This window comes from Streptomyces thermospinosisporus (assembly GCF_039526425.1).
GTDB lineage: Bacteria > Actinomycetota > Actinomycetes > Streptomycetales > Streptomycetaceae > Streptomyces > Streptomyces thermocarboxydovorans.
Map to the genome: position 1 here is coordinate 1 of NZ_BAAAIZ010000056.1, position 23804 is coordinate 23804.

The 23804-nt window shown below is 70.7% G+C and carries 21 protein-coding genes and 1 pseudogene; 2 read left to right on the forward strand and 20 right to left on the reverse strand.

Annotated features, from left to right (window positions below; translation table 11 throughout):
* Positions 1-186: 186 nt before the first annotated feature.
* The 5 genes from rpsD to ABD207_RS19290 form a co-directional block, all read right to left on the reverse strand.
* On the reverse strand, positions 187-801 hold the full coding sequence (gene rpsD / locus ABD207_RS19270; protein ID WP_167990677.1) for a 30S ribosomal protein S4: 615 nt from the start codon (positions 799-801) through the stop codon (positions 187-189).
* A gap of 301 nt (positions 802-1102) precedes the next feature.
* Positions 1103-2458: a replication-associated recombination protein A gene (locus ABD207_RS19275; RefSeq protein WP_344014350.1), complete on the reverse strand. Its 1356-nt coding sequence runs from the start codon at positions 2456-2458 to the stop codon at positions 1103-1105.
* 44 nt (positions 2459-2502) lie between these two features.
* Entirely contained in the window at positions 2503-3171 is a 669-nt protein-coding gene (locus tag ABD207_RS19280) for a vitamin K epoxide reductase family protein (RefSeq protein ID WP_344014351.1), read from the reverse strand.
* Positions 3172-3402: 231 nt separating this feature from the next.
* Positions 3403-4665 (reverse strand): histidine--tRNA ligase, encoded by a 1263-nt coding sequence (gene hisS, locus ABD207_RS19285; RefSeq protein WP_344014352.1) that lies wholly within the window; start codon positions 4663-4665, stop codon positions 3403-3405.
* An 11-nt stretch (positions 4666-4676) separates the two neighbouring features.
* Complete coding sequence (locus ABD207_RS19290) at positions 4677-5384, reverse strand: MBL fold metallo-hydrolase (protein ID WP_344014353.1); 708 nt, start codon at positions 5382-5384, stop codon at positions 4677-4679.
* Positions 5385-5563: 179 nt separating this feature from the next.
* Here ABD207_RS19290 and ABD207_RS19295 point away from each other — a divergent pair, with 179 nt between their 5' ends.
* Both ABD207_RS19295 and ABD207_RS19300 read left to right on the forward strand, forming a co-directional pair.
* A complete protein-coding gene (locus tag ABD207_RS19295) occupies positions 5564-6385 on the forward strand; it encodes a peptidylprolyl isomerase (RefSeq protein ID WP_344014354.1) in 822 nt (273 codons plus the stop codon).
* Positions 6386-6520: 135 nt separating this feature from the next.
* On the forward strand, positions 6521-7750 hold the full coding sequence (locus tag ABD207_RS19300; protein WP_344002196.1) for a DUF349 domain-containing protein: 1230 nt from the start codon (positions 6521-6523) through the stop codon (positions 7748-7750).
* 96 nt (positions 7751-7846) lie between these two features.
* Here the strand turns inward: ABD207_RS19300 and relA are convergent, their stop codons facing one another.
* The 15 genes and pseudogenes from relA to pgsA all read right to left on the reverse strand — a co-directional run bounded on the left by relA (position 7847) and on the right by pgsA (position 23686).
* Positions 7847-10375: a GTP pyrophosphokinase gene (relA, locus tag ABD207_RS19305; protein ID WP_344002199.1), complete on the reverse strand. Its 2529-nt coding sequence runs from the start codon at positions 10373-10375 to the stop codon at positions 7847-7849.
* Between the two features lie 322 nt (positions 10376-10697).
* A complete protein-coding gene (locus ABD207_RS19310) occupies positions 10698-11237 on the reverse strand; it encodes an adenine phosphoribosyltransferase (RefSeq protein WP_344014355.1) in 540 nt (179 codons plus the stop codon).
* On the reverse strand, positions 11234-12346 hold the full coding sequence (gene secF, locus ABD207_RS19315) for a protein translocase subunit SecF (RefSeq protein ID WP_344014356.1): 1113 nt from the start codon (positions 12344-12346) through the stop codon (positions 11234-11236). Before secF ends, ABD207_RS19310 begins: the two co-directional genes overlap by 4 nt.
* Before the next feature lie 3 nt (positions 12347-12349).
* A complete protein-coding gene (secD, locus tag ABD207_RS19320; protein WP_344014357.1) occupies positions 12350-14131 on the reverse strand; it encodes a protein translocase subunit SecD in 1782 nt (593 codons plus the stop codon).
* Between the two features lie 134 nt (positions 14132-14265).
* Entirely contained in the window at positions 14266-14775 is a 510-nt protein-coding gene (gene yajC / locus ABD207_RS19325; protein ID WP_344014358.1) for a preprotein translocase subunit YajC, read from the reverse strand.
* A gap of 165 nt (positions 14776-14940) precedes the next feature.
* Complete coding sequence (gene ruvB / locus ABD207_RS19330) at positions 14941-16011, reverse strand: Holliday junction branch migration DNA helicase RuvB (protein WP_344014359.1); 1071 nt, start codon at positions 16009-16011, stop codon at positions 14941-14943.
* A 25-nt stretch (positions 16012-16036) separates the two neighbouring features.
* Positions 16037-16642 (reverse strand): Holliday junction branch migration protein RuvA, encoded by a 606-nt coding sequence (ruvA, locus tag ABD207_RS19335; RefSeq protein WP_344014360.1) that lies wholly within the window; start codon positions 16640-16642, stop codon positions 16037-16039.
* Positions 16639-17169: a crossover junction endodeoxyribonuclease RuvC gene (ruvC, locus tag ABD207_RS19340; RefSeq protein WP_344014361.1), complete on the reverse strand. Its 531-nt coding sequence runs from the start codon at positions 17167-17169 to the stop codon at positions 16639-16641. The genes ruvA and ruvC overlap by 4 nt, the downstream gene beginning before the upstream one ends.
* A 117-nt stretch (positions 17170-17286) precedes the next feature.
* On the reverse strand, positions 17287-18039 hold the full coding sequence (locus ABD207_RS19345; RefSeq protein WP_167990645.1) for a YebC/PmpR family DNA-binding transcriptional regulator: 753 nt from the start codon (positions 18037-18039) through the stop codon (positions 17287-17289).
* Between the two features lie 48 nt (positions 18040-18087).
* On the reverse strand, positions 18088-18693 hold the full coding sequence (gene pdxT / locus ABD207_RS19350; protein ID WP_344014362.1) for a pyridoxal 5'-phosphate synthase glutaminase subunit PdxT: 606 nt from the start codon (positions 18691-18693) through the stop codon (positions 18088-18090).
* 7 nt (positions 18694-18700) lie between these two features.
* The gene (gene pdxS / locus ABD207_RS19355; RefSeq protein ID WP_344014363.1) at positions 18701-19612 is read right to left on the reverse strand and encodes a pyridoxal 5'-phosphate synthase lyase subunit PdxS; all 912 of its coding nucleotides are present in this window, start codon (positions 19610-19612) and stop codon (positions 18701-18703) included.
* Between the two features lie 527 nt (positions 19613-20139).
* Positions 20140-20682 carry a LemA family protein gene (locus tag ABD207_RS19360; protein ID WP_344014364.1) on the reverse strand — a complete coding sequence of 181 codons (543 nt, stop codon included), beginning with the start codon at positions 20680-20682 and terminating at the stop codon, positions 20140-20142.
* Positions 20683-20896: 214 nt separating this feature from the next.
* Positions 20897-22060: a glycosyltransferase family 4 protein gene (locus ABD207_RS19365; RefSeq protein WP_344014365.1), complete on the reverse strand. Its 1164-nt coding sequence runs from the start codon at positions 22058-22060 to the stop codon at positions 20897-20899.
* Complete coding sequence (locus ABD207_RS19370; protein WP_344014366.1) at positions 22057-22965, reverse strand: phosphatidylinositol mannoside acyltransferase; 909 nt, start codon at positions 22963-22965, stop codon at positions 22057-22059. The genes ABD207_RS19365 and ABD207_RS19370 overlap by 4 nt, the downstream gene beginning before the upstream one ends.
* Positions 22962-23686, reverse strand: a pseudogene (pgsA, locus tag ABD207_RS19375) (phosphatidylinositol phosphate synthase). Before pgsA ends, ABD207_RS19370 begins: the two are co-directional and overlap by 4 nt.
* Positions 23687-23804: the final 118 nt, after the last annotated feature.

Here is a 23804-nt window from a genome sequence, read left to right on the forward strand (position 1 = left end):
CCCCGCGGGCGCCCCTCGGCTCCCTCGTCCTCGCCGACGAGATCACCGCCGCCGACCTGGCCCGGAAGCCGGGCGGACCCCCCCGGGTCCGAGCCGGGCCGGGTGGCCCGGAAAGGGAAGACCCGTCGCTCCCCCGCCCGGAAGGGCGGAGAAGCGGCGGGCCGAGGTACCGCTTGCCTGCTGGGGTCAGCGGGCGTAGTACTCGACGACGAGCTGCTCGTCGCAGACCACCGGGATCTCCTTGCGGTTCGGCTCGCGGTCCAGGCGGAACGCCAGGGCCTTGAGGTTCACCTGGAGGTAGCGCGGGGTCTCGCCCTCGGGGGCGAAGCCACCCTCGCGGGCGATCTGGAAGAGCGTCTTGTCCTTGGAGCGGTCACGGACCTGCACGACGTCGTCCGGGCGGACACGGAAGGAGGGCTTGTCGACCTTCTTGCCGTTGACCTGGATGTGGCCGTGCGTGACCATCTGGCGGGCCTGGTAGATCGTGCGGGCGATGCCCGAGCGCAGGACCAGCGCGTCGAGGCGCTTCTCCAGCTCCACGATCAGGGCCTCACCGGTCTTGCCCTGCACCTTGACGGCACGCTCGTAGGCGCGGACCAGCTGGCGCTCGGAGATGTCGTACTGCGCGCGCAGACGCTGCTTCTCCAGCAGACGGACCTTGTAGTCCGAGTTCTGCTTGCGCCCACGGCCGTGCTCACCGGGCGGGTACGGACGGGCCTCGAAGTACTTGACGGCCTTCGGGGTCAGCGCGATGCCGAGGGCACGCGACTTCTTGACCTTGGGGCGGGACTGGTTCGCCACTGTTACTCATTTCCTAGTGTCGGCTTGTCAGGTCTGCTGGGAGGTCGCATCCGCAGCCGGGGAATCCCTGCGGGTCCGCGAGGGACCTGCCGGGCAGCCGCTCCCCTGGTCTGGGCACATACGTGCAGCACGCGAGTGGCCCACCGACCGTTCCCGGAGCTCCGGGTGGTGGTGGGCTGCCCGCGACACCGTTCGCCGGTGCGCGACGCTCCTGGAACCGATCCCGCCGGGATCGGGCTCCGGCTGACTGTCCCGCTCTGACAGCACAGGACGCAGCACTCCGGCAAAGTTTACAGGGTCCTCAGGACCGCTTGCGCCCCAGGTGCTTCCTGGTCCACTCCACGGCGTCCGCGTAGCGGGCCTCGGCGCCGTGCCGGGTGGGCTGGTAGTACTCCCGGTCCTTGAGGGCGTCCGGGGCGTACTGCTGCTCGGCGATGCCCTCGGGCAGGTCGTGCGGGTAGACGTACCCCTTGCCGTGGCCGAGCTTGGTCGCGCCGCGGTAGTGGCTGTCCCGCAGGTGGGCCGGCACCGGCCCGGCCAGGCCCTTGCGCACGTCCTCCAGGGCGGCGCCGATCGCCGTGGTCGCCGCGTTGGACTTGGGGGCGAGGGCCAGAGCGATGGTGGCGTGGCTGAGAGTGAGGGCGGCCTCCGGGAAGCCGATCATGGCGACGGCCTGAGCTGCGGCGACCGCGATGGGCAGGGCGTTGGGATCGGCGAGGCCGATGTCCTCGCTGGCGGAGATCATCAGGCGCCGGGCGATGAAGCGGGGGTCCTCTCCGGCCTCGATCATGCGGGCCAGATAGTGCAGCGCGGCGTCCACGTCGGAGCCGCGGATGGACTTGATCAGGGCGCTGGCCACGTCGTAGTGCTGGTCGCCGTCCCGGTCGTACTTCACGGCCGCCCGGTCGACGGTCTCCTCCAGCGTGGTCAGCGAGATCTCGCTCTCGCCCTTGTCGAGGGCGGCCCCGGTGGCCGCCTCCAGCGCGGTCAGCGCGCGGCGGGCGTCGCCGCCGGCGATGCGCAGCAGGTGGTTCTCGGTGTCCTCGGCGAGCGTGACGGTGCCCTTGAGGCCCCGCTCGTCGGTGAGCGCCCGCCGGATCAGGCCGCGGATGTCGTCGTCGGTGAGAGGTTCGAGGGTGAGCAGCAGGGAGCGGGAGAGCAGCGGGGAGATGACCGAGAAGTAGGGGTTCTCGGTGGTCGCGGCGATCAGGGTCACCCAGCGGTTCTCCACGGCCGGGAGCAGCGAGTCCTGCTGGGCCTTGCTGAAGCGGTGGATCTCGTCGAGGAAGAGGACGGTCTCCTGGCCGTAGCCGCCGGAGGCGCGGCGGGCGCCGTCGATCACCGCGCGGACCTCCTTCACACCCGCGGTGATCGCCGACAGCTCCACGAAGCGCGCGTTGCTGGCCTTGGAGACGACGTAGGCCAGGGTCGTCTTGCCCGTGCCGGGCGGGCCCCAGAGGATCACCGAGGAGGGTCCGGCGGGGCCGGAGGCGCCCTCGCCGACCAGTCGGCGCAGCGGGGACCCGGGCTTGAGCAGATGCTGCTGGCCCACCACCTCGTCGAGGGTGCGCGGGCGCATCCGGACCGCCAGGGGGCTGCCGGCCGGATCCTTCTCCTGGCGTTCTTCGGCTGCGGCGGTGAACAGGTCGGGCTCCACGACTAGAACCCTAAATCACCGCACCGACACCCGGGCCGGGGCCGTCAGCCGGTCCAGAAGCTCCACCAGCGGGTGAGGATCAGCATGCCGATGACGCCGATGTGCAGCACCGGCATGACCCAGGTGAACTCGCCGAAGAAGCTCTTCAGCCAGGAGGGCGCGGGCAGGAAGCCGTTGCGCACGTTGAAGGAGGTCACGTACCAGAACATGATGATCGTGGCGACCCAGGCCAGGCAGCACCACAGGCACAGGGCGTTGATCCGGTACAGGGACTGGAACATCAGCCAGGCGCAGAAGGCGACGCCGAAGAGGGTGCCGGCGTTGAAGGTGAGCCAGTACCAGCGCGGGAAGCGGGCCCCGGCGAGCAGGCTCATGCCGACGCAGATCACGATGCCGTAGGTGACGAGGCCGAGCATCGGGTTGGGGAAGCCGAAGACGGAGGCCTGGTCGCTCTCCATCACGCTGCCGCAGGAGACGACCGGGTTGAGGCTGCAGCCCGGCGTGAAGGTCTCGCCTCTGACCTTGGCCTCGAGGATCTTGAACTTGTCCAGCGTGATGACCCAGGCGGCGAGCACTCCGGCCGCACCGGTGATCACCAGCAGCAGGGCGAGGGCCCGGCTGCTGCCCTCGGTGCGCCGCTCGCCGGCCGTGCGCTGCCGTGCGGGCGAGTGCTCGGGCTCCATGGCGACGTCCTTGAGTGTCGTCTTGCTCATCACGCCGATTCCGTCACTAGCGAGTGTGGACCTTGCTTCGGGCAGGGGCCATTGTGCCGCACGGGCCTGTGGCGGCGCCGTTCGCTGGGCATAAGGAATGACCGGCACTCACTCGCGAGCGTTCGGTTTCGGCCGATGTTCGTCGCAGTGTCGTACGGCTGTACGGCTGCTCGAAGGCGCCGGAGGCCATCCGCCTCCGGCGCCTCGGATCCGCCTGAGCGGAGCGGCCCGTCAGCCGAGCCGGGACTCCAGCTCCGCCACGATCTCGTTGACGCCGACCGGGACCTGCTCGCCGGACTCCATGTCCTTGAGCTGGACCACGCCCTCGGCGAGATCGCGCTCGCCGGCGACGATCGTGTAGCGGGCGCCGCTGCGGTTGGCGTTCTTCATGGCGCCCTTCAGGCCCTTGCCGCCGTAGGAGAAGTCCGCCGCGATGCCGTTCTTGCGCAGCTCGGTGACCTTGGTGAACAGCACCCGGCGGGCCTCCTCGCCCAACGGGACGGCGAACACGCTGGTGGTGGCGGGGAGTTCGAGCTCGATGCCCTCCGCCTCGAGGGCGAGGACCGTGCGGTCGACGCCGAGGGCCCAGCCGACGGACGGCAGCGCGGGGCCGCCGATCATCTCCGACAGGCCGTCGTAGCGGCCGCCGCCGCCCACCGCGGACTGGGAGCCGAGGCCGTCGTGGACGAACTCGAAGGTGGTGCGGGTGTAGTAGTCGAGGCCGCGCACCAGCTTGGGGTCGTCCTCGAAGGCCACGCCCGCCGCGGTGATCAGCTCGCGGACCTCCTCGTGGTACGCCTTGCAGGCGTCGCACAGGTAGTCCCGCAGCAGCGGGGCCCCGGTGAGCTGCTTCTGCACCGACTCCCGCTTGTCGTCGAGCACCCGCAGCGGGTTGATGTCGATGCGGCGGCGGGTGTCCTCGTCCAGGTCGAGCCCGCGCAGGAAGTCCTGCAGCGCGGCGCGGTAGACCGGGCGGCACTCCTTGTCGCCGAGGCTGTTGAGCAGGATCCGGAAGTTCTGCAGGCCCAGCGAGCGGTACGCCTGGTCGGCGAGGATGATCAGCTCGGCGTCGAGCGCCGGGTCCTCCGCGCCGATCGCCTCGGCGCCGACCTGGGAGAAGTGGCGGTAGCGGCCCTTCTGCGGGCGCTCGTAGCGGTAGTACGAGCCGGAGTACCAGAGCTTGACCGGGAGGTTGCCCGCCTTGTGCAGGTTGGCCTCCAGGGCGGCGCGCAGCACGGAGGCGGTGCCCTCGGGGCGCAGGGCGAGCTTGTCCCCGCCCTTGGTCTCGAAGGCGTACATCTCCTTGGTCACGATGTCGGTGGACTCGCCGACGCCGCGGGCGAACAGCTCCACGTTCTCGAAGCCGGGCGTCTCGATGTAGCCGTAGCCGGAGTTGCGCAGCGGGGCGGCGAACGCCTCCCGGACGGCGAGGTACTTGGCCGAGTCCGGCGGGATCAGGTCGTACGTGCCCTTGGGGGCCTTGAAAGTGCTCACGGAAGGTCTCGTCACATTCCTCGTCGGGGAGCCTCCTGGGCTCCCAGGCCGGCGGCCACCTGCCGCAGATACGGGTTGGTGGCGCGCTCCTGGCCGATGGTGGTCTGGGGGCCGTGGCCGGACAGCACCACGGTCGAGTCGTCGAGCGGCAGGCACACGCGGGCCAGCGAGTCGAGCATCTCGGCCATGTCACCGCCGGGCAGGTCGGTGCGTCCGATGGAGCCGGCGAACAGCAGGTCGCCCGAGAACAGGATCGGCGGGATGTCCGCCGCCTCGGGCAGGCCGAAGGTCACCGACCCCTTGGTATGGCCCGGTGCGTGCGAGACACCGAACTCGAGACCCGCCAGCTGAAGCTTCACGCCGTCGGCCAGCTCCTTGACGTCGTCCGGCTCCCCCACGGTCAGCTCGCCCAGCAGCGGCATCCCGATGGAGCGGCCCAGCGCCTTCTCGGGGTCGCTCATCATGTACCGGTCCTCGGGGTGGATCCACGCGGGGACGTCGTGGGCGCCGCAGACGGGGACGACCGAGGCGACGTGGTCGATGTGGCCGTGCGTGAGGACGACGGCGACCGGCTTCAGCCGGTGCTTGCGGACCGCCTCCTCCACTCCGGGCGCGGCCTGGTGGCCGGGGTCGATGATCACGCACTCCTCACCGGCTGCGGGGGCGACGAGATAACAGTTCGTCCCCCATGCTCCGGCGGGGAACCCGGCAATGAGCACGATCGTCCTTCGTTCGAGTCGGTACGGGAGGCTTACGGCGGGCCGAGCCCGCGGTCAGAGCCTACCGGCGCTGCCGAACCCTCAGCGAACCCATATACGGTACGGGGCACACGCAGACGGTCGGCTCACCGCACGCACGCGTACCGGTCGACACACGAGACGCATGAGGAGTTAACCCGGTGGTCAGCCAGGAACAGCGGCGGCGTCAGCTCGCCCGGGAGAAGTTCTTGCGGCAGCAGCAGCGGCGTATCGAAGCGCGGCGCAAGGCGCGCATCCGCAACTCGGTGATCGCTTCGGTGCTCGGTGTCGTCCTGATCGGCAGCCTGGCGTTGTACACGACCGGGGTGCTCAAGCAGGGCGACGAGAAGACCAACGCGAGCGCTGAGATCACCCCCAGCGCCACCCCGACCAGCAAGGCGCCGGACCCCTGCGACAAGCCGGCCCCGGGCAAGCCGAAGTCGAAGACGTGGAAGAAGGAGCCGGCGCTCGAGATCGACAAGTCTGCGAAGTACACGCTGAAGCTGGACACCACGTGCGGCGAGATAGACGTGGCGCTGAAGGCGTCGGCGGCGCCGCACACGGTCAACTCGTTCGAGTTCCTTGCCGGCCAGGGCTACTTCGACCACACCAAGTGCCACCGGCTCACTACTCAGGGCATCCATGTGCTGCAGTGCGGCGACCCCACGGGCATGGGCACCGGCGGGCCCGGCTACACGATCCCGGACGAGAATCTGAAGGACAAGAGCCTCAAGAACAACATCTACCCCGCCGGCACGGTCGCGATGGCGAACACCGGGCAGAAGAACAGTGGAGGCAGCCAGTTCTTCCTGGTCTACAAGGACAGCCAGCTGCCGCCCAACTACACACCGTTCGGTACGGTCTCGGAGGCGGGCATGAAGGTGCTGAAGAAGATCGCCAAGGCCGGGGAGAGCACGGGCATGGGCGACGGGGCGCCCAACGCGACGGTCGTGATCGACAAGGCCAGCGTCACGAAATCCTGACCCCCATCTGCGAGATTTCGGTCGCGCGGGATGCGGACAGGCATCCCGTCGGTCGCCTATGTTGGCCGTGACGAAACTGTGGACGATGCCCGGGGGAGCACAAGCGACTCGCAGGCATCATGTGGAGGAGGCGCTGTGAGCAGCGACCCGTGGGGCCGCGTCGACGAGACGGGGACCGTGTACGTGCGTACGGCCGACGGCGAGAAGGTCGTCGGTTCCTGGCAGGCAGGCTCCCCCGAGGAGGCTCTGGCCTACTTCGAGCGCAAGTACGAGGGCCTGGTTGTCGAGATCGGCCTCCTCGAGAAGCGAGTGAAGACCACCGACCTGTCGTCGAAGGACGCCCTGGCCGCGATCGAGCACATCCGCGAGCAGGTGGACGCCCATCACGCGGTGGGTGACCTGGACGCCCTGAAGGTCCGGCTGGACAAGCTCGTGGAGCTGGTGGAGAAGCGCCGCGAGGAACGCAAGGCGCAGCGGGCCCGGCAGGCCGAGGAGGCGCGGCGGGCCAAGGAGGAGCTGGTCAGCGAGGCGGAGCAGCTGGCCACCTCCGATCAGTGGCGGGCGGCCGGTGAGCGGCTGCGGGCGCTGGTGGACACCTGGAAGAGCCTGCCGCGGCTGGACCGCAAGTCCGACGACGAGCTGTGGCACCGGTTCTCGCACGCCCGGTCGCAGTTCTCCAAGCGGCGCAAGCAGCACTTCGCGCAGCTGGACGCGCAGCGCGAGGAGGCCCGCCGCATCAAGGAGCGGCTGGTCGCCGAGGCGGAGGCGCTGTCGGACTCGACGGACTGGGGTCCGACGGCGGCGCGCTACCGGGAGCTGATGGCGGAGTGGAAGGCCGCGGGACGCGCCCAGCGCGAGCACGAGGAAGACCTCTGGAACCGCTTCCGCGGCGCCCAGGACATCTTCTTCGCGGCGCGCAGCGCGGTGTTCGCCGAGCGTGACGCGGAGCAGGCGGAGAACCTCAAGCTGAAGGAGGAGCTGGCCGAGGAGGCCGAGAAGCTGCTGCCGATCACGGACCTGAAGGCGGCCCGGGCCGCGTTCCGTGCGATCAACGAGCGCTGGGAGACCATCGGCCATGTGCCGCGGGACGCCCGCCCGAAGGTCGAGGGCCGGATGCACGCGGTGGAGCGGGCCATCCAGGAGGCCGAGGAGGCCGAGTGGCGCCGCACCAACCCGGAGGCCCGGGCGCGTGCCGAGGGTCTGACCGGCCAGCTGCAGGCGGCCGTGGACAAGCTCAAGGGCCAGATCGAGCAGGCCCGCGCCCAGGGCAACACCGCCAAGGCGGAGAAGCTGGAGCGCGAGCTGGAGGGCCGCCAGGCCCTCCTGGACCAGGCCCTGAAGGGCCTGCAGGAGTTCGGCGGCTGAACCACCAGCACAAGAGGGGCTTCCGTACCAGTACGGGAGCCCCTCTTGCCGTCTCCTGGACTCTTCCCGGCGCGTTGGGCGCCCGTGCGCCCGGTGTCAGCCCCGGTTGCGGGCCGAGGTGACGCGGTAGACGTCGTAGACGCCCTCGACGCCGCGGACGGCCTTGAGGACGTGGCCGAGGTGCTTGGGGTCGCCCATCTCGAAGGTGAAGCGGGAGGTGGCGACGCGGTCGCGGGAGGTCTGGACGGCCGCGGAGAGGATGTTGACGTGCTGGTCGGACAGCACCCGGGTGACGTCCGAGAGCAGCCGGGAGCGGTCCAGCGCCTCGACCTGGATGGCGACCAGGAACACCGAGGACTGGGTGGGTGCCCACTCGACCTCGAGGATCCGCTCGGGTTCCTTGGACAGCGAGTCGACGTTCACACAGTCGCTGCGGTGCACCGAGACGCCGCTGCCGCGGGTGACGAAGCCGATGATCGGGTCGCCGGGCACGGGGGTGCAGCAGCGGGCGAGCTTGACCCAGACGTCCTCGACGCCCTTGACGATCACGCCGGGGTCGGAGCTGGAGCGGCGCTTGCGGCTGCGGGAGCGGGCCGGGGGCACCGCCTCGTCGATCTCCTCGCTGGCCGCCTCCTCGCCGCCGAGGGCCTGGACCAGCTTCTGCACGATGTTCTGTGCGGAGACATGGCCCTCGCCGATCGCCGCGTACAGCGCGGAGATGTCCGAGTAGCGCATCTCGTGCGCGAGGGTGACCAGGGAGTCCCCGGTGAGGATCCGCTGGATCGGCAGGTTCTGCTTGCGCATGGCGCGGACGATGGCGTCCTTGCCCTGCTCGATCGCCTCGTCGCGGCGCTCCTTGGAGAACCAGGCGCGGATCTTGTTGCGGGCGCGCGGCGACTTGACGAAGCCCAGCCAGTCCCGGGAGGGGCCGGCGCCGGGCGCCTTGGAGGTGAAGACCTCGACCAGGTCGCCGTTGTCCAGGGTGGACTCGAGCGGCACCAGACGGCCGTTGACCCGCGCCCCTATGGTGCGGTGCCCGACCTCGGTGTGGACCGCGTATGCGAAGTCCACCGGGGTGGCGCCGGCCGGGAGCGCGATCACGTCGCCCTTGGGCGTGAAGACGAAGACCTCGTTGCGGGACAGGTCGAAGCGCAGCGACTCCAGGAACTCGCCCGGGTCCTCCGTCTCCTTCTGCCAGTCGAGCAGCTGCCGCAGCCACGCCATGTCGTTGATGGCGTCCTTGTCCTTGCCGGACGACTTGGGCGCGTCGGTGCGGATCTTGGAGGCGCCGGCCACGGCCTCCTGCTTGTACTTCCAGTGCGCGGCGATGCCGTACTCGGCGCGGCGGTGCATGTCGAAGGTGCGGATCTGCAGCTCGACCGGTTTGCCGCCGGGACCGATGACCGTCGTGTGCAGCGACTGGTACATGTTGAACTTCGGCATCGCGATGTAGTCCTTGAACCGGCCGGGGACCGGGTTCCATCGCGCGTGCACGGTGCCGAGGGCCGCGTAGCAGTCGCGGACGGTGTCCACGAGGACGCGGATGCCCACCAGGTCGTAGATCTCCGCGAAGTCACGGCCGCGGACGATCATCTTCTGGTAGACGCTGTAGTAGTGCTTGGGCCGGCCGGTGACGGTCGCCTTGATGCGGGCGGCGCGCAGGTCCTGCTGGACCTCGTCGGTGACGATGGCCAGGTACTCGTCACGCTTGGGGGCGCGCTCGGCCACCAGGCGGACGATCTCGTCGTACATCTTGGGGTAGAGGATCGCGAAGGCGAGGTCCTCCAGCTCCCACTTGATGGTGTTCATGCCCAGCCGGTGGGCGAGCGGCGCGTAGATCTCCAGGGTCTCGCGCGCCTTCTTCTCCTGCTTCTCGCGCTTGAGATAGCGCATGGTGCGCATGTTGTGCAGGCGGTCGGCGAGCTTGATGACCAGGACCCGGGGGTCCTTGGCCATGGCGACGACCATCTTGCGCACGGTCTCGGCCTGGGCGGCCTCGCCGAACTTGACCTTGTCCAGCTTGGTGACGCCGTCGACGAGCAGGGCGACGGTGTCGCCGAAGTCGCGGCGCAGCTGATCCAGGCCGTACTCGGTGTCCTCGACGGTGTCGTGCAGCAGTCCGGCCATGAGGGTGGCCGGGTCCATGCCGAGCTCGGCGAGGATCGTGGTCACCGCGAGCGGGTGGGTGATGTACGGGTCGCCGCTCTTGCGCTTCTGGCCGCGGTGCCAGCGTTCGGCGACCTGGTAGGCCTTCTCGATCTGGCGGAGCGTGGAGTTCTCGATCTTGGGGTCGTTGCTGCGCACTATCCGCAGCAACGGCTCCAGGACCGGGTTGTACGGGTTGGCGCGCTGCACACCGAGCCGGGCGAGGCGGGCGCGGACGCGGTTGGAGGAGCCGGAACGGGCGGGCTGGCCGGTGTTGGGGCGGGTCGTGGGGGCCAGGCGCTCCGGCGGGGCCGGCTTGGACCGGGACTGCTCGGGCTTGTCGACGGGTGCTGCCTGGGCGCGCTGGACCGGCCCGCGGGTGTCGTTCTTCGCCTGGGGCGTGTCCGGCGCGGGCTTGCCCGCGGCCGCCGAGGCGGACTCGGGCTTGGCGGCGGTCAGGTGCTGGGCCTCGTCTGGCAAGAGGACTCCTCGTGCGCGATCCGGGTCCCCCGGTCAGGCTCCGGAGATCCCATGGTAGCGATCCAGGACCGTTCGATCGCCTGGTGCCCTGGATGAGGACGGTCAACCGGAAAAACGCCCGGGACGTGCGCCTGATTCCTCCCGGTCCGCTCCGTGCGGTGCGCCTCGCCTCCCGGTCCCCGCTCCGTGCGGCGCGCTCGGGTCCGCTCCGTGCGGTGGCCCGCCGCCTCGCCCGGGAACGCGGGCCGACGCGACGGTGCCCCCGCCGCTCTCCCTCTCCGGGGGCGGCGGGGGCACCGTGGTGGTACCCGTCCGCTGGGCCTCACAGGCGCAGCAGGGCCTCCAGCGGGGCGCCCGCGAGGGCGGGCTCCAGGCGTGCCCGGCCGCCGAGGAAGCCGAGCTCCATCAGGACGGCGAGGCCCGCGACCTCGGCGCCGGCCCGGCGGACGAGCTGGATGGACGCCTCGGCGGTGCCGCCGGTGGCCAGCACGTCGTCGACGATCAGGACGCGGTCCTCGCCGCCGAGGTCCTCCGCGTGCACCTCGATCTCGGCGGAGCCGTACTCCAGCTCGTAGGCCTGGCTGAGGGTGGCTCCGGGGAGCTTGCCCGCCTTGCGCACGGGCACGAAGCCGAGGCCCGCGCGGACGGCGACCGGGGCGCCCAGGATGAAGCCGCGCGCCTCCAGACCGATGACCTTGGTGGCGCCGCTCTGCCCGGCGATGCCGGCCAGCGCGTCGGTGAGCGCGGTGAAGGCCGCCGGGTCCGCCAGCAGGGGCGTGATGTCCTTGAACATCACGCCCGGCTGCGGGTAGTCGGCCACATCGCGGATGCGGCTGAGCAGCAGGTCCCGGATCTCGGTCATCGGCGCTTCCCCGAGGGCCTGCCGCGGCCGCGGTTGCGGGACGCCGGCTGGTTGCGGGGGCCGACGACGGCGGGAGCGGCGTCCTGCGCCTCGTCGGCGTAGCCGCCGCTGCCGACGGGCTCGGGCTCGGGGGCGGACTTGCCCTGGGCCCGTTTGGCGAGCACCCGCTTCTTCAGCGCCTTCATCGCCGGGTCGCGCTCCTTGAGGTCGGCGACGAGCGGGGTGGCGATGAAGATCGAGGAGTACGCACCGGCGGCGAGGCCGACGAACAGCGACAGGGAGATGTCGTTCAGCATGCCGGCGCCCAGGACACCGCCACCGATGAACAGCAGGCCGGCCACCGGCAGCAGCGCGACCACCGTGGTGTTGATGGAGCGGACCAGGGTGCTGTTGATCGAGCGGTTGGCGATCTCGCTGTAGGTCCAGCGGGTCTGCTTGGTGATGTCCTTGGTCTGCTCCTTGAGGCTGTCGAAGACGACGACGGTGTCGTAGAGCGAGTAACCGAGGATGGTGAGCAGACCGATCACCGTGCCCGGTGTGACCTCGAAGCCCACCAGGGCGTAGATGCCGACGGTGATCGTGATGTCGTGGATCAGGGCGACGAACGCGGCGAACGCCATGCGCCATTCGAAGGCGATCGCCAGATAGATCACCACCAGGACCATGAAGATGCCCAGGCCCTGCCAGGCCTTGTTGGCGATCTGCTCGCCCCAGCTCGGACCGACGAGTTCGGCGTTGATGTGCTCGGACGCGACCTTCAGGTCCTCGGACAGCTCGTCCTTGATCTTGTCCGAGGCGCCCGTGTCGATGCCCGCGACCTGGATGCGCAGGCTGCCGTCACCCAGCTTCTGGACGATGGCGTCGTGGCCCGACGCCTCCTCCGCGTACTCCTCGGCCTGGGCGACCGAGACGCTCATGTGCTTCGGGGTGGTGAAGACCGCTCCGCCCTGGAACTCGATGCCCATGTGCAGGCCGCGCACCGCCAGGCCGACGATGGCCGTGATGGTGATCAGGATGGAGATGCCGTACCAGATCTTGCGGTTCTTGACGAAGTCGTAGCCGATTTCGCCATGGTGCAACCGGGCGCCGAGGGTGCCGAGTTTCGACATCGCTCACGCCTCCTTCGTCTCGACGGGAACGGCGGGGCGGCGGGTGCGGCGCAGCGGAGGCTTGGCGCCCAGGGCCTTGGGGTCGAGACCGGACCACTTGTGACCGCTGGCGAAGAACTTCCGGCGGGCCATCAGCGTCAGCAGCGGCTTGGTGAACAGGAAGACCACCACCACGTCGAGGACGGTGGTCAGACCGAGCGTGAACGCGAAGCCCTGGACCTTGCCGACCGTGACGGCGAACAGCACCGCGGCGGCGAGGAACGACACGAAGTCGGAGACCAGGATGGTGCGCCGGGCGCGCGGCCAGGCCCGCTCCACCGCGGGACGCAGCGAGCGGCCCTCGCGGATCTCGTCCCGGACGCGTTCGAAGTAGACGATGAACGAGTCCGCGGTGATACCGATGGCGACGATGGCGCCGCAGACGGCCGGGAGGTTCAGCGCGAAGCCGATGGCCGGGCCGAGCAGCGACATGATCAGGTAGGTGAGGGCCGCGGAGACCAGCAGCGAGGCGACGGCGATGAACGACAGGCCCCGGTAGTAGATCAGCAGGTAGGCGACGACCAGGGCGAGGCCGATGGCACCCGCGATCAGACCGGCGTGCAGCTGCTCACCGCCGAGGGCGGCGGTGACGGTGGTGACGCTGTCCTCCTTGAAGGTCAGCGGCAGAGCGCCGTAGGAGAGGACGTTGGCCAGGTTCTTGGCCGACTCCTGGGTGAAGTTGCCGGAGATCTCGGCGTTGCTGCTCAGCGACTGCGTGACGTACGGGTTCGAGACCACGTTGCCGTCCAGAACGATGGCGAACTCGTTCTGCGGGGACTGCTGCTGCGCCAGCTTGCCGGTGATGTTCGCGAACTTCTTCGAGCCCTTGTCCGTGAAGCCCAGGGTGACCTTCCAGCCGGTGCCGGCCTGGGTGTCGTAGACCGCCTGGGCCTCGTCGACGTCCGTGCCGTCGACCTCGGCGGGGCCGAGCAGGTACTTCTGCCACTGGCCCTGTGAGTCCTGGCCGCAGGCGACGGTGGCCTCGGTGGGCTTGGCGCCCTTGCCCGCCTTGGTCCGCTGGTCGGGCTTGGTGCAGTCGAGGGCGGCGTACTCGGCCTGCAGCTTGCTGTTCTGCGGGTCGGCCTTGTCGCCCTTGTCGCCCTTGTCGCCGGCGTCCTTGGACTCGGAGGCCTTCGGGGTGGGGGACGGGCTCGCGTCGGCCTTGAGGCCGTCGGTGACCGCGCGTCCCTGGGAGGTGGCCGAGGGGCTGGGCGTGGTGCCCTCGTCTGCCTTCTCGCCCTTCTCGCCCTTCTCGCCCTTCTCGTCCTTCTTGTCCTCCGTCTTCTTGCCGGAGCCGGCCGAAGGACTCGAGGACGCGTCGGGGGTGGGGGCGGCGCCGCCCGCCTCCCGGGCGATCACCGGGCGGAAGTACAGCTTGGCCGTGGTGCCGACCTGTTCCCGGGCCTGCTTGGAGTTGGTGCCCTTGGGAATGTTGACGATGATGTTGCGATCACCCTGGGTCTGGACCTCGGCCTCCGAGACACCAAGACCGTTGACCCGGCGCTCCATGATGGAGACGGCCGTTTCCATGTTGGTCTTGTTGATCGCGGATTCCTGGCCCGCCTCGGGTTCCGCACGCAGCGTGATGCTGGTGCCGCCCGCCAGGTCGATGCCCAGTCGCGGGGTGGTGTGGCCGGAGGCGAACATTCCGGCGGTGAGCCCCACGATGGCGATCAGGATCAGGGCCAGTGAGCGCCATGGCTTGCTCTGGGCGCTCGCATTCCGGCCCTTTTTAGGTGCTGCCACCTTCTCGTACTCCCTCTCGGGCCGCCTCGCGCCGGGTCGGCGGGCGGGCGGCCATGACATGGTCTAGGGATTCCGTGCGAGCTGGGCACATCGCGGGGCGCGCGGGGTCTTGCCCCGCGCGCCCCGCGACATGACTACTTCGCCTCGGAGTCGCCCTCGGACTTCTGCGGCTTCTCGTCCGTCTCCGCCTCGGCGGCGTCGGTCGTCTCCGCCTCGGCGGTGTCGTCCGCCTCGTCGGCCTGGTCCTTCTTGCCGAGGTCGACAGGCGTGTCGTCGGAGGCGGCGGCAGCGTCGGAGGAGTCGTCGGTCTCGGTGAGGGAGGAGGCGTCGTCGGGCACGAGGTCGGACTTCAGGTCGTGCTCGATGCCGTGGACGATGCGGTTGTACTCGTCGTCGCTGAGCACGGCACCGATGGCGTTCTTGGCGAAGAGCAGCTCGACGCCCGGTCCGGCGTCGAGGAGGACCGTGTCCTCGTTGACCTCCTTGACCGTGGCGTACATGCCCCCGATGGTGCGGACGCCGGAACCGGGCTGCATCTGGTTCCGCATCTCGATGGCCTGCTGCTGCTTCTTCTTGGCCGACCGGGTCATCAGGAACATGGCCCCGATGAGCACAATGAACGGGAGGAGGGTCAGGAGACTCACGGGTCGGAACTTCCTTCACACGACCGCGATGGTGAACGGCCTGATGGTTGGGGGTATGTGATGCCGCCGACAACGGTGGCATCGGCGGAGTCTAAGCGAGTCCGCGCGCATGGAACAACGCTCAGCATGGCACCGGGGTTCCTGCCCCGGCCAGCACGCACGCCGTCACGCCCCGAACAGGTCCCCTTGTCCGTTTCCGGCGGCCTGTGAGCGGGGCGGGGTGAGGCCGAGATGCGCCCATGCCGCCGGGGTGGCGACCCGGCCGCGGGGCGTGCGCGCGAGCAGCCCTTCCCGTACCAGGAAGGGCTCGGCCACCTCTTCCACCGTCTCACGTTCCTCTCCGACCGCGACGGCGAGCGTGGACAGGCCCACCGGTCCCCCGCCGAACAGCTTCAGCAGAGCCTCCAGGACCGCCCGGTCCAGCCGGTCCAGGCCCCGGGCGTCGACCTCGTAGACGGCGAGGGCCGCCGAGGCGATCTCCCGGGTGATCCTTCCGTCGGCCTTGACCTGCGCATAGTCGCGGACGCGGCGCAGCAGGCGGTTGGCGATGCGCGGGGTGCCGCGGGAGCGGCCGGCGATCTCGGCGGCGCCGTCGGCGTCGATCTCGACGTCGAGCAGGCTCGCCGAGCGGTGGATGACCCGTTCCAGCTCGGCCGGCTCGTAGAACTCCATGTGGGCGGTGAAGCCGAAGCGGTCGCGCAGCGGGGGCGGCAGCAGTCCGGCGCGGGTGGTGGCGCCGACCAGGGTGAAGGGAGGCAGCTCCAGCGGGATCGCGGTGGCGCCGGGGCCCTTGCCGACGATCACGTCGACGCGGAAGTCCTCCATGGCCATGTAGAGCATCTCCTCGGCGGGCCGGGACATGCGGTGGATCTCGTCGAGGAAGAGCACCTCGCCCTCCTGGAGGGAGGAGAGGATCGCGGCGAGGTCGCCGGCGTGCTGGATGGCCGGGCCGCTGGTGATGCGGATCGGGGCGTTCATCTCCGCCGCGATGATCATGGAGAGGGTGGTCTTGCCGAGGCCGGGGGCGCCGGAGAGCAGCACATGGTCGGCGGTGGCGCCGCGGGCGCGGGCGGCCCGCAGCACCAGGTCGAGCTGTTCGCGGACCTTCTCCTGGCCGATGAACTCGCTCAGGTCCTTGGGGCGCAGGGCGGCCTCGACGGCCTGGTCCTCGCGGTCGGCGGACGCGCCGACGAGCCGCTCGGCGGCGGGGGTGTCGGCCGTGTCGTCCCAGTTCATGCGTGTGCCTCAGCTCTCCGTACGGCTATCGGGCGCGGTTCAGCGTCTGCAGGGCGGCCTTGAGCAGCGCGCCGATCTGGGGCGTGCCCCCGGCGGCCTCGGCCTGCGGCGCCACGGCGGCGACCGCCTCGTCGGCCTCGCGGGTGGCGTACCCGAGGCCGATCAGGGCGGCGTGCAGCTGGTCCCGCCAGCCGCCGCCTGCGGGGGCGCCCACGGCGGGCGGGCCGGCCGGTTCGCCGAGCCGGTCCTTCAGCTCCAGCAGCAGCTTCTGCGCGCCCTTCTTGCCGATGCCGGGGACGGCGGTGAGCGCCTTCTCGTCGCCGGTGGCGACGGCGCGGCGCAGGGCGTCGGGTCTGTGCACGGCGAGCATCGCCTGGGCGAGCCGCGGTCCGACGCCGCTGGCGGTCTGGAGCAGCTCGAACACCTGCCGCTCGTCCTCGTCGGCGAAGCCGTACAGCGTCAGGGAGTCCTCGCGGACCACGAGGCTGGTGTGCAGTCTGGCGGGCCGGCCGACGCGGAGCTCGCTGAGGGTGTTCGGGGTGCACTGCACGGCCATGCCGACGCCGCCCACCTCGACCACCGCGGCGTCGGGGGCGAGCGCGGCGACCGTGCCGCTGACGAAGGCGATCATGTCGTACGGCCTTTCGATGCGTGCAGGGCGGCGGCCTGCTGGAGTCGGTTCTGCGCGGGGGCGCGCCAGATGTGGCAGATGGCGAGGGCGAGCGCGTCGGCGGCGTCCGCGGGCCGCGGCGGGGCGCTGAGGCGCAGCAGCCGGGTGACCATGCCGCCGACCTGCGCCTTCTCCGCGCGGCCGCTGCCGGTGACGGCGGCCTTGACCTCGCTGGGGGTGTGCAGGGCGACGGGGATGCCGCGGCGGGCGGCGCACAGCGTGGCGACGGCGCTGGCCTGGGCGGTGCCCATGACCGTGCGGACGTTGTGCTGGCTGAAGACGCGCTCCACGGCGACGTACTCGGGCCGGTACTCGTCCAGCCAGGCCTCCAGGCCCTGCTCGATGGCGACCAGTCGGTGGCCCAGCTCGGCGTCCACCGGGGTCCGCACGACGCCGACGCCGAGCATGGTCAGCGGACGGCCCGCCACCCCCTCGACGACCCCGACGCCGCACCGGGTCAGTCCCGGGTCCACCCCCAGTACGCGCACGAGCGCCCTCCCATCGATCACCTGTTTGTGCAGGCTATCGGGTGCCACCGACAACGCGACGGGCCGACGGGGTGTGTCCCGTCGGCCCGTGGGGTCCGCTCAGCCGGCGGCGCGGCGTCAGGCGCCGACCTTCTCCATGATCTCGTCGCTGACGTCGAAGTTCGCGAAGACGTTCTGCACGTCGTCGCTGTCCTCGAGCGCGTCGATGAGCTTGAAGATCTTCTTCGCGCCCTCCTCGTCCAGCTGGACCTGCATGGTCGGGACGAAGTTGGCGTCGGCGGACTCGTAGTCGATGCCGGCGTCCTGCAGCGCGGTGCGGACCGCGACCAGGTCGCCCGGCTCGCTGATCACCTCGAAGTTCTCGCCGAGGTCGTTGACCTCCTCGGCGCCCGCGTCCAGGACGGCCGCGAGGACGTCGTCCTCGGTCAGGTCGCCCTTCGGGACGATCACCACGCCCTTGCGGTTGAACAGGTACGACACCGAGCCCGGGTCGGCCATGGAGCCGCCGTTGCGGGTCATGGCGACGCGCACCTCGGAGGCGGCGCGGTTGCGGTTGTCGGTGAGGCACTCGATGAGCACCGCGACACCGTTCGGCCCGTAGCCCTCGTACATGATCGTCTCGTAGTCGGCGCCGCCGGCCTCCAGGCCCGCACCGCGCTTGACCGCCGATTCGATGTTCTTGTTCGGGACCGACGACTTCTTGGCCTTCTGGATGGCGTCGTACAGCGTCGGGTTACCGTCGGGATCGGCACCGCCCATCCGGGCCGCGACCTCGATGTTCTTGATCAGCTTCGCGAAGAGCTTGCCGCGCTTGGCATCGATCACGGCCTTCTTGTGCTTCGTCGTGGCCCATTTAGAGTGGCCGGACATCTGCCTGTCTCCTTCGCGTAACCCATCTCTGCAACGAACGCTGGAATCCTACAAGGACCGCGCCGTCCTCCATGTGCGCACCATGTCCACGAACAGGCGGTGCACCCGGTGGTCGCCGGTCAGTTCGGGGTGGAACGAGGTGGCCAGCGCGTTGCCCTGACGGACCGCGACGATGTGACCGCCGTGCTCGGCGAGCACCTCGGCCCCGGCGCCGACGGACTCGACCCAGGGGGCGCGGATGAAGACGCCCTCCACAGGATCGCCCTCGATGCCCTTGACGTCGACCGCGGCCTCGAAGGACTCGTTCTGCCGTCCGAAGGCGTTGCGGCGCACGATCATGTCGATGCCGCCGACGGTCTCCTGCCCGGAGCGCGGGTCGAGGATCTTGTCGGCGAGCATGATCATGCCGGCGCAGGTGCCGTAGACGGGCATCCCGTCCCGCACACGCGCCCGCAGGGGCTCCATCACGCCGAACAGATGGGCGAGCTTGGAGATGGTGGTGGACTCACCGCCGGGGATGACCAGACCGTCCACCTCGGCGAGCTCCTCGGGGCGCCGCACCGGCCTGGCCACGGCGTCGGCCGCGGCCAGGGCGACAAGGTGCTCCCGGACGTCGCCCTGGAGTGCCAGGACGCCGATGACAGGGGTGTTCATACGTGCCTTACCAGCCGCGGTTGGCGTAACGCTCGGTCTCGGGGAGGGTGTCGCAGTTGATGCCGACCATGGCCTCGCCGAGGTTGCGGGACGCGTCCGCGATGATCTTCGGGTCGTCGTAGAAGGTGGTCGCCTTGACGATGGCGGCGGCGCGCTTGGCCGGGTCGCCGGACTTGAAGATGCCGGAGCCGACGAAGACGCCCTCGGCGCCGAGCTGGCGCATCAGCGCGGCGTCGGCCGGGGTGGCCACACCGCCGGCGGAGAACAGCACCACCGGGAGCTTGCCCAGCTCGGCGACCTCCTTGACCAGCTCGTAGGGGGCGCGCAGCTCCTTGGCGGCGGCGTACAGCTCGTGGCTGTCCAGGCCGCGCAGACGGGCGATGTCGTTCTTGATCTGGCGCAGGTGGCGGACCGCCTCGACGACGTTGCCGGTGCCGGCCTCGCCCTTGGAGCGGATCATCGCGGCACCCTCGGCGATGCGGCGCAGGGCCTCGCCCAGGTTGGTGGCACCGCAGACGAAGGGGGTGGTGAAGGCCCACTTGTCGGAGTGGTTGACCTCGTCGGCCGGGGTGAGGACCTCGGACTCGTCGATGTAGTCGACGCCGAGCGACTGCAGCACCTGGGCCTCGACGAAGTGGCCGATGCGGGACTTGGCCATCACCGGGATGGAGACGGCGTTCATGATGCCCTCGATCATGTCCGGGTCGGACATGCGGGCCACTCCGCCGTCCTTGCGGATGTCGGCCGGGACCCGCTCCAGGGCCATGACGGCGACGGCGCCCGCGTCCTCGGCGATCTTGGCCTGCTCCGGCGTGACGACGTCCATGATCACGCCGCCCTTGAGCTGCTCGGCCATGCCGCGCTTCACACGGGCGGTGCCGGTCTCGGGACCCTGGTTCTCGGAGAGCGTGCTGGACACGAATGACCTCACTGAAGGGGAAGGAGGGTTGTTGCCAGCACCGAGGAAACGGGACCCGAGCAGTCCACAGCAAGGGCCAATGCCAAGCCGGTGGATCGTTTTACCACCACGAACACGTCACCGCTGGCCGGACCACATGGTTTTACGGCGCCCTGTGTGAACAGGCTCACGCGGGCGGGCTCAGGTTCATCGGCAGGGCCGAGGACGCGGTTAGGTGGGCCGGGAGCACGTTCATCGGACGCGGCCGAGGATGCGGTCGCCGCCCGGGGGCACGGGCCCGATCATGCGGCCCGGAGCACGATCATGCGGCGGCCGGGAGTGCGCCGCGATCCAGGAACACGATCACGCAGACCCGGAGACATCCATGCGGCGCCGCCCGAGGACGATCACGCGGTGGCCGGGAGCACGCTCGTGCGACGCGGTCCAAGGCCCACTCATGCGACCGGGATCCGGGCCCGGTCACGCGCCCGGGGGCACGGGCCCGGTCAGGCGGCCCGGAGCGCGATCATGCGGCGGCCGGGGCCGGCTCAGGCGGCGCGGTCTATGAGGGCTGCAGGGGGTTCGTCGTCCATTTCGAAGGCCATGGGGAACGGGGCGTGGCCTGCCAGGCGGAACCAGCGGACCTTGCGGTGTCTGCGCAGGGCGCGGGCGGCGCGTACGGCGTCGTTGTGGAAGCGGCGGGCCATGGGGACCCGGCGGACCGCCTCGGCGAGTTCCAGCGCCGTCTCCTCTCCCCCGGGCGCCTCCTTGACCGCCTCCATCTGCTCCCGTTCGGCGAACACGGCGCGCAGCGCCTGGCTCAGCTCGCTCTCGGCGACCTCCCGCTGCTCCTCGACCGCCTGCCGGGCCGCGTGGGCGGCCTCGTAGAGCACGATCGAGGCGGCCGGGTCGAGCACCCCGGAGGTGGCCAGTTCCTGGGCCACCGACGCCCGGCGCAGCAGCTGGGCGTCGAGTGCGGCGCGCGCGGCGTCGATCCGTGCGTGCAGCCGGTCCAGCCGTCCCGCCGTCCAGCTCAGATAGATGCCGATCAGGACGAGGACGACGAGGATCCAGATGAGGGTTGCGGTCACGGGCGGCAAGGTTACCGGGGCGGTCGGGCGGTCTGAGGGCCCAGGGCGGTCTTCGGACCCTGGCCGGTCCCGGGCTCAGTCCCGGCCGGTCCGGGGCTCGGTCCGGGGCTCAGTCCCTGGGCGGATCCGGGGCTCAGTCCCGGCCGGTCCGGGGCTCGGTCCGGGGCTCAGTCCCTGGGCGGATCCGGGGCTTAGTCCCTGGGCGGATCGGGGCTCAGTCCCTCGCCAGTCCGAGGCGCGACCACAGACCGGTGGTCCGGTCGTCGGCGGCCACCGCGGCGGCTCCGGCGGTGACGGTCTCGTACACCGACAGGATGTCCGCGCCGACCGTCGACCAGTCGAAGCGGCGCACGTGCGCGCTGCCGCGCTCGCGCAGCTCGGCGCGGCGCTCGGGGTTCCCCAGGAGTTCCAGCGCCTTGTCGGCGAGGGCGTCGGCGTCCTCGTTGGGGAACAGCTCGCCGGCCGCGCCCCGGTCGAGGACCTGGGCGAAGGCGTCCAGGTCGGAGGCGAGGACGGGGGCTCCCGCGGACATGGCCTCGACGAGGATGATGCCGAAGCTCTCGCCGCCGGTGTTGGGCGCCACGTACAGGTCGACGCTGCGCAGCAGCCGGGCCTTGTCCTGGTCGCTGATCATGCCGAGGAACTCGACCCGGGAGCGGAGTTCCCTCGGCAGGTCCTCCACGGCCTCCTTCCCGTCGCCCCGGCCGGCGACCAGCAGCCGCGTCTGCGGGCGGGCGGCGAGGATCTTCGGCAGGGCCTTCATCAGCACCGGCAGGCCCTTGCGGGGCTCGTCGATCCGGCCGATGAAGCCGATGGTGTCGCCCTGCCACTCGGGGTTGGGGTCGGCCTTGGCGAAGAAGTCGACGTCGACGCCGTTGGGGATGACCACGGCGTCTCCGCCGAGGTGCTCGACGAGTGTGCGGCGGGCGTACTCGCTCACCGCGATCCGGGCGCTGATCTTCTCCAGCGCCGCCTGGAGGATGGCGTAGGCGGCGATCATCGCGCGGGAGCGCGGGTTGGACGTGTGGAAGGTGGCCACGATGGGCCCCTGGGCGGCCCAGCAGGTCAGCAGGCCGAGGGAGGGCGAGGTGGGCTCGTGGATGTGGATGACGTCGAAGGAGCCCTGCTGCAGCCACCGCCGCACCCGGGCGGCGCTGAGGAAGCCGAAGTTCAGGCGGGCCACCGAGCCGTTGTACGGCACCGGCACCGCGCGGCCCGCGGAGACCACGTACGGCGGCAGCGGGGTGTCGTCGTCGGCCGGGGCGAGCACCGAGACGTCGTGGCCGAGGCGGATGAAGTACTCGGCCAGGTCGCGGATGTGGAACTGGACGCCCCCGGGCACGTCCCAGGAGTAGGGGCAGACGATGCCGATTCTCACGCCTGCCCCTTCGCGGGATCGAGGTCCTTGAGCCACAAGCGCTGCAGCATGTGCCAGTCCTCCGGATGCTCGGCGATCCCCGTGGCGAAGGCGTCGGCCAGGGCCTGTGTCATGACGGACGTCTTTTCCGCCCGGGTACCTGACTGGGGCACTTCGACCGGCGGGTGGACCCGCCCCTGCATCACCGGGGAGTCGTCGTACCAGAGCGTCACCGGCAGCAGCAGGGCACCGGTCTGCTGGGCGAGCAGGGCGGGCCCGGCCGGCATCCGCGCGGTCTCGCCGAAGAACTCGACCTCGACGCCGGAGGCGGACAGGTCCCGGTCGGCGACCAGGCAGACCAGTCCGCCGTCGCGCAGCCGCCGGGCCAGGGTGCCGAAGGCGCTGCCGCCGCTGTGCGGCAGGACCTCCATGCCGAGGCTCTCCCGGTAGGCGACGAACCGGTCGTAGAGCGTCTCCGGCTTCAGCCGCTCGGCGACCGTGGTGAACGGGATGCCCAGCTCGGTGGTGACCCAGGCGCCGGCCAGGTCCCAGTTGGCGAGGTGCGGCAGGGCGAGGATCACGCCCTTGCCGCGGGCCAGGCCGTCGGTGAGGTGGTGCACGTCCTTGGGGCCGAAGGAGTTCCTGATGCGCTCCGGGCTCCACGCGGGCAGCCGGAAGGACTCCATCCAGTAGCGCAGGTAGGACCGCATCCCGGCGCGGGAGAGCTCGGCGAGCCGCTCGGGGCCCGCGTCCGGCACCACCCGGGCGTAGTTGCTCTCCAGCCGCTGCACGCCCTTGCCGCGCTGCTTCCAGGCGAGGTCGGCGATGGTCCGCCCCAGCCGCACGGCGACCGGCTCGGGAAGCTTCTTCACCGTGGCCCAGCCGGCCCCGTAGAGGGTGTCGGTGAGCCGTTCCTGGGCGCTCACTTGGCGGCCTCGCTCCCCTCGGCCTCGGTGCGCTCGGCGTCCGCGGCCTCCGCCTCGGCGGACTCGCGGCGCACGGTGACGACCCGCTGGATCAGCGTGACCAGGCTGCCCACGGCGACGATCCACAGGGCGACGGGCAGCAGGTGCTGGATGCCGGGGACGCCGAACTTGTGCATGCCCGCGAATCCGGCCGCGACCAGCGAGATCACCAGCCGCTCGGCCCGCTCGACCAGCCCGTTGACGGCGACCGGCAGCCCGATCGACTCGCCGCGCGCCTTGGTGTACGAGACCACCTGGCCGCTGGTCAGGCAGAAGATCGCCACCGCGCACAGCACGTTGTCGTCGCCCTGCCCGGCGTACCAGAGGGCGAAGCCGCCGAAGATCGCTCCGTCGGCCACCCGGTCGAGGGTGGAGTCGAGGAAGGCGCCCCAGCGGCTGGAGCGGCCCAGCTGGCGGGCCATGTTGCCGTCGACGAGGTCGGAGAACACGAACAGCGTGATCACGACCGTGCCCCAGAAGAACTCGCCCCTGGGGTAGAAGACCAGCGCGCCCGCGACCACACCCGCGGTGCCGATGAGCGTGACCGTGTCGGGGCTGACCCCCCGCCGGATGAGAAACGCGGCGAACGGCGTGAGGACACGCGTGAAGAATGCACGCGCGTACTTGTTCAGCATGGCCTTCCCGACGGTCGGTGTGGCGCCGTGTGGCCCCTGCTGGCCACCGGCGGGGCCCAATCGTAGTCACGCGCGTGCGCGGGCGGCGGCGGGGCACCCGCGGCGCTCGCATCACCCCGGCCCGGGGCACCCCCGGCGCTCGCGTCACGGGCCGGCCCGGGGCAC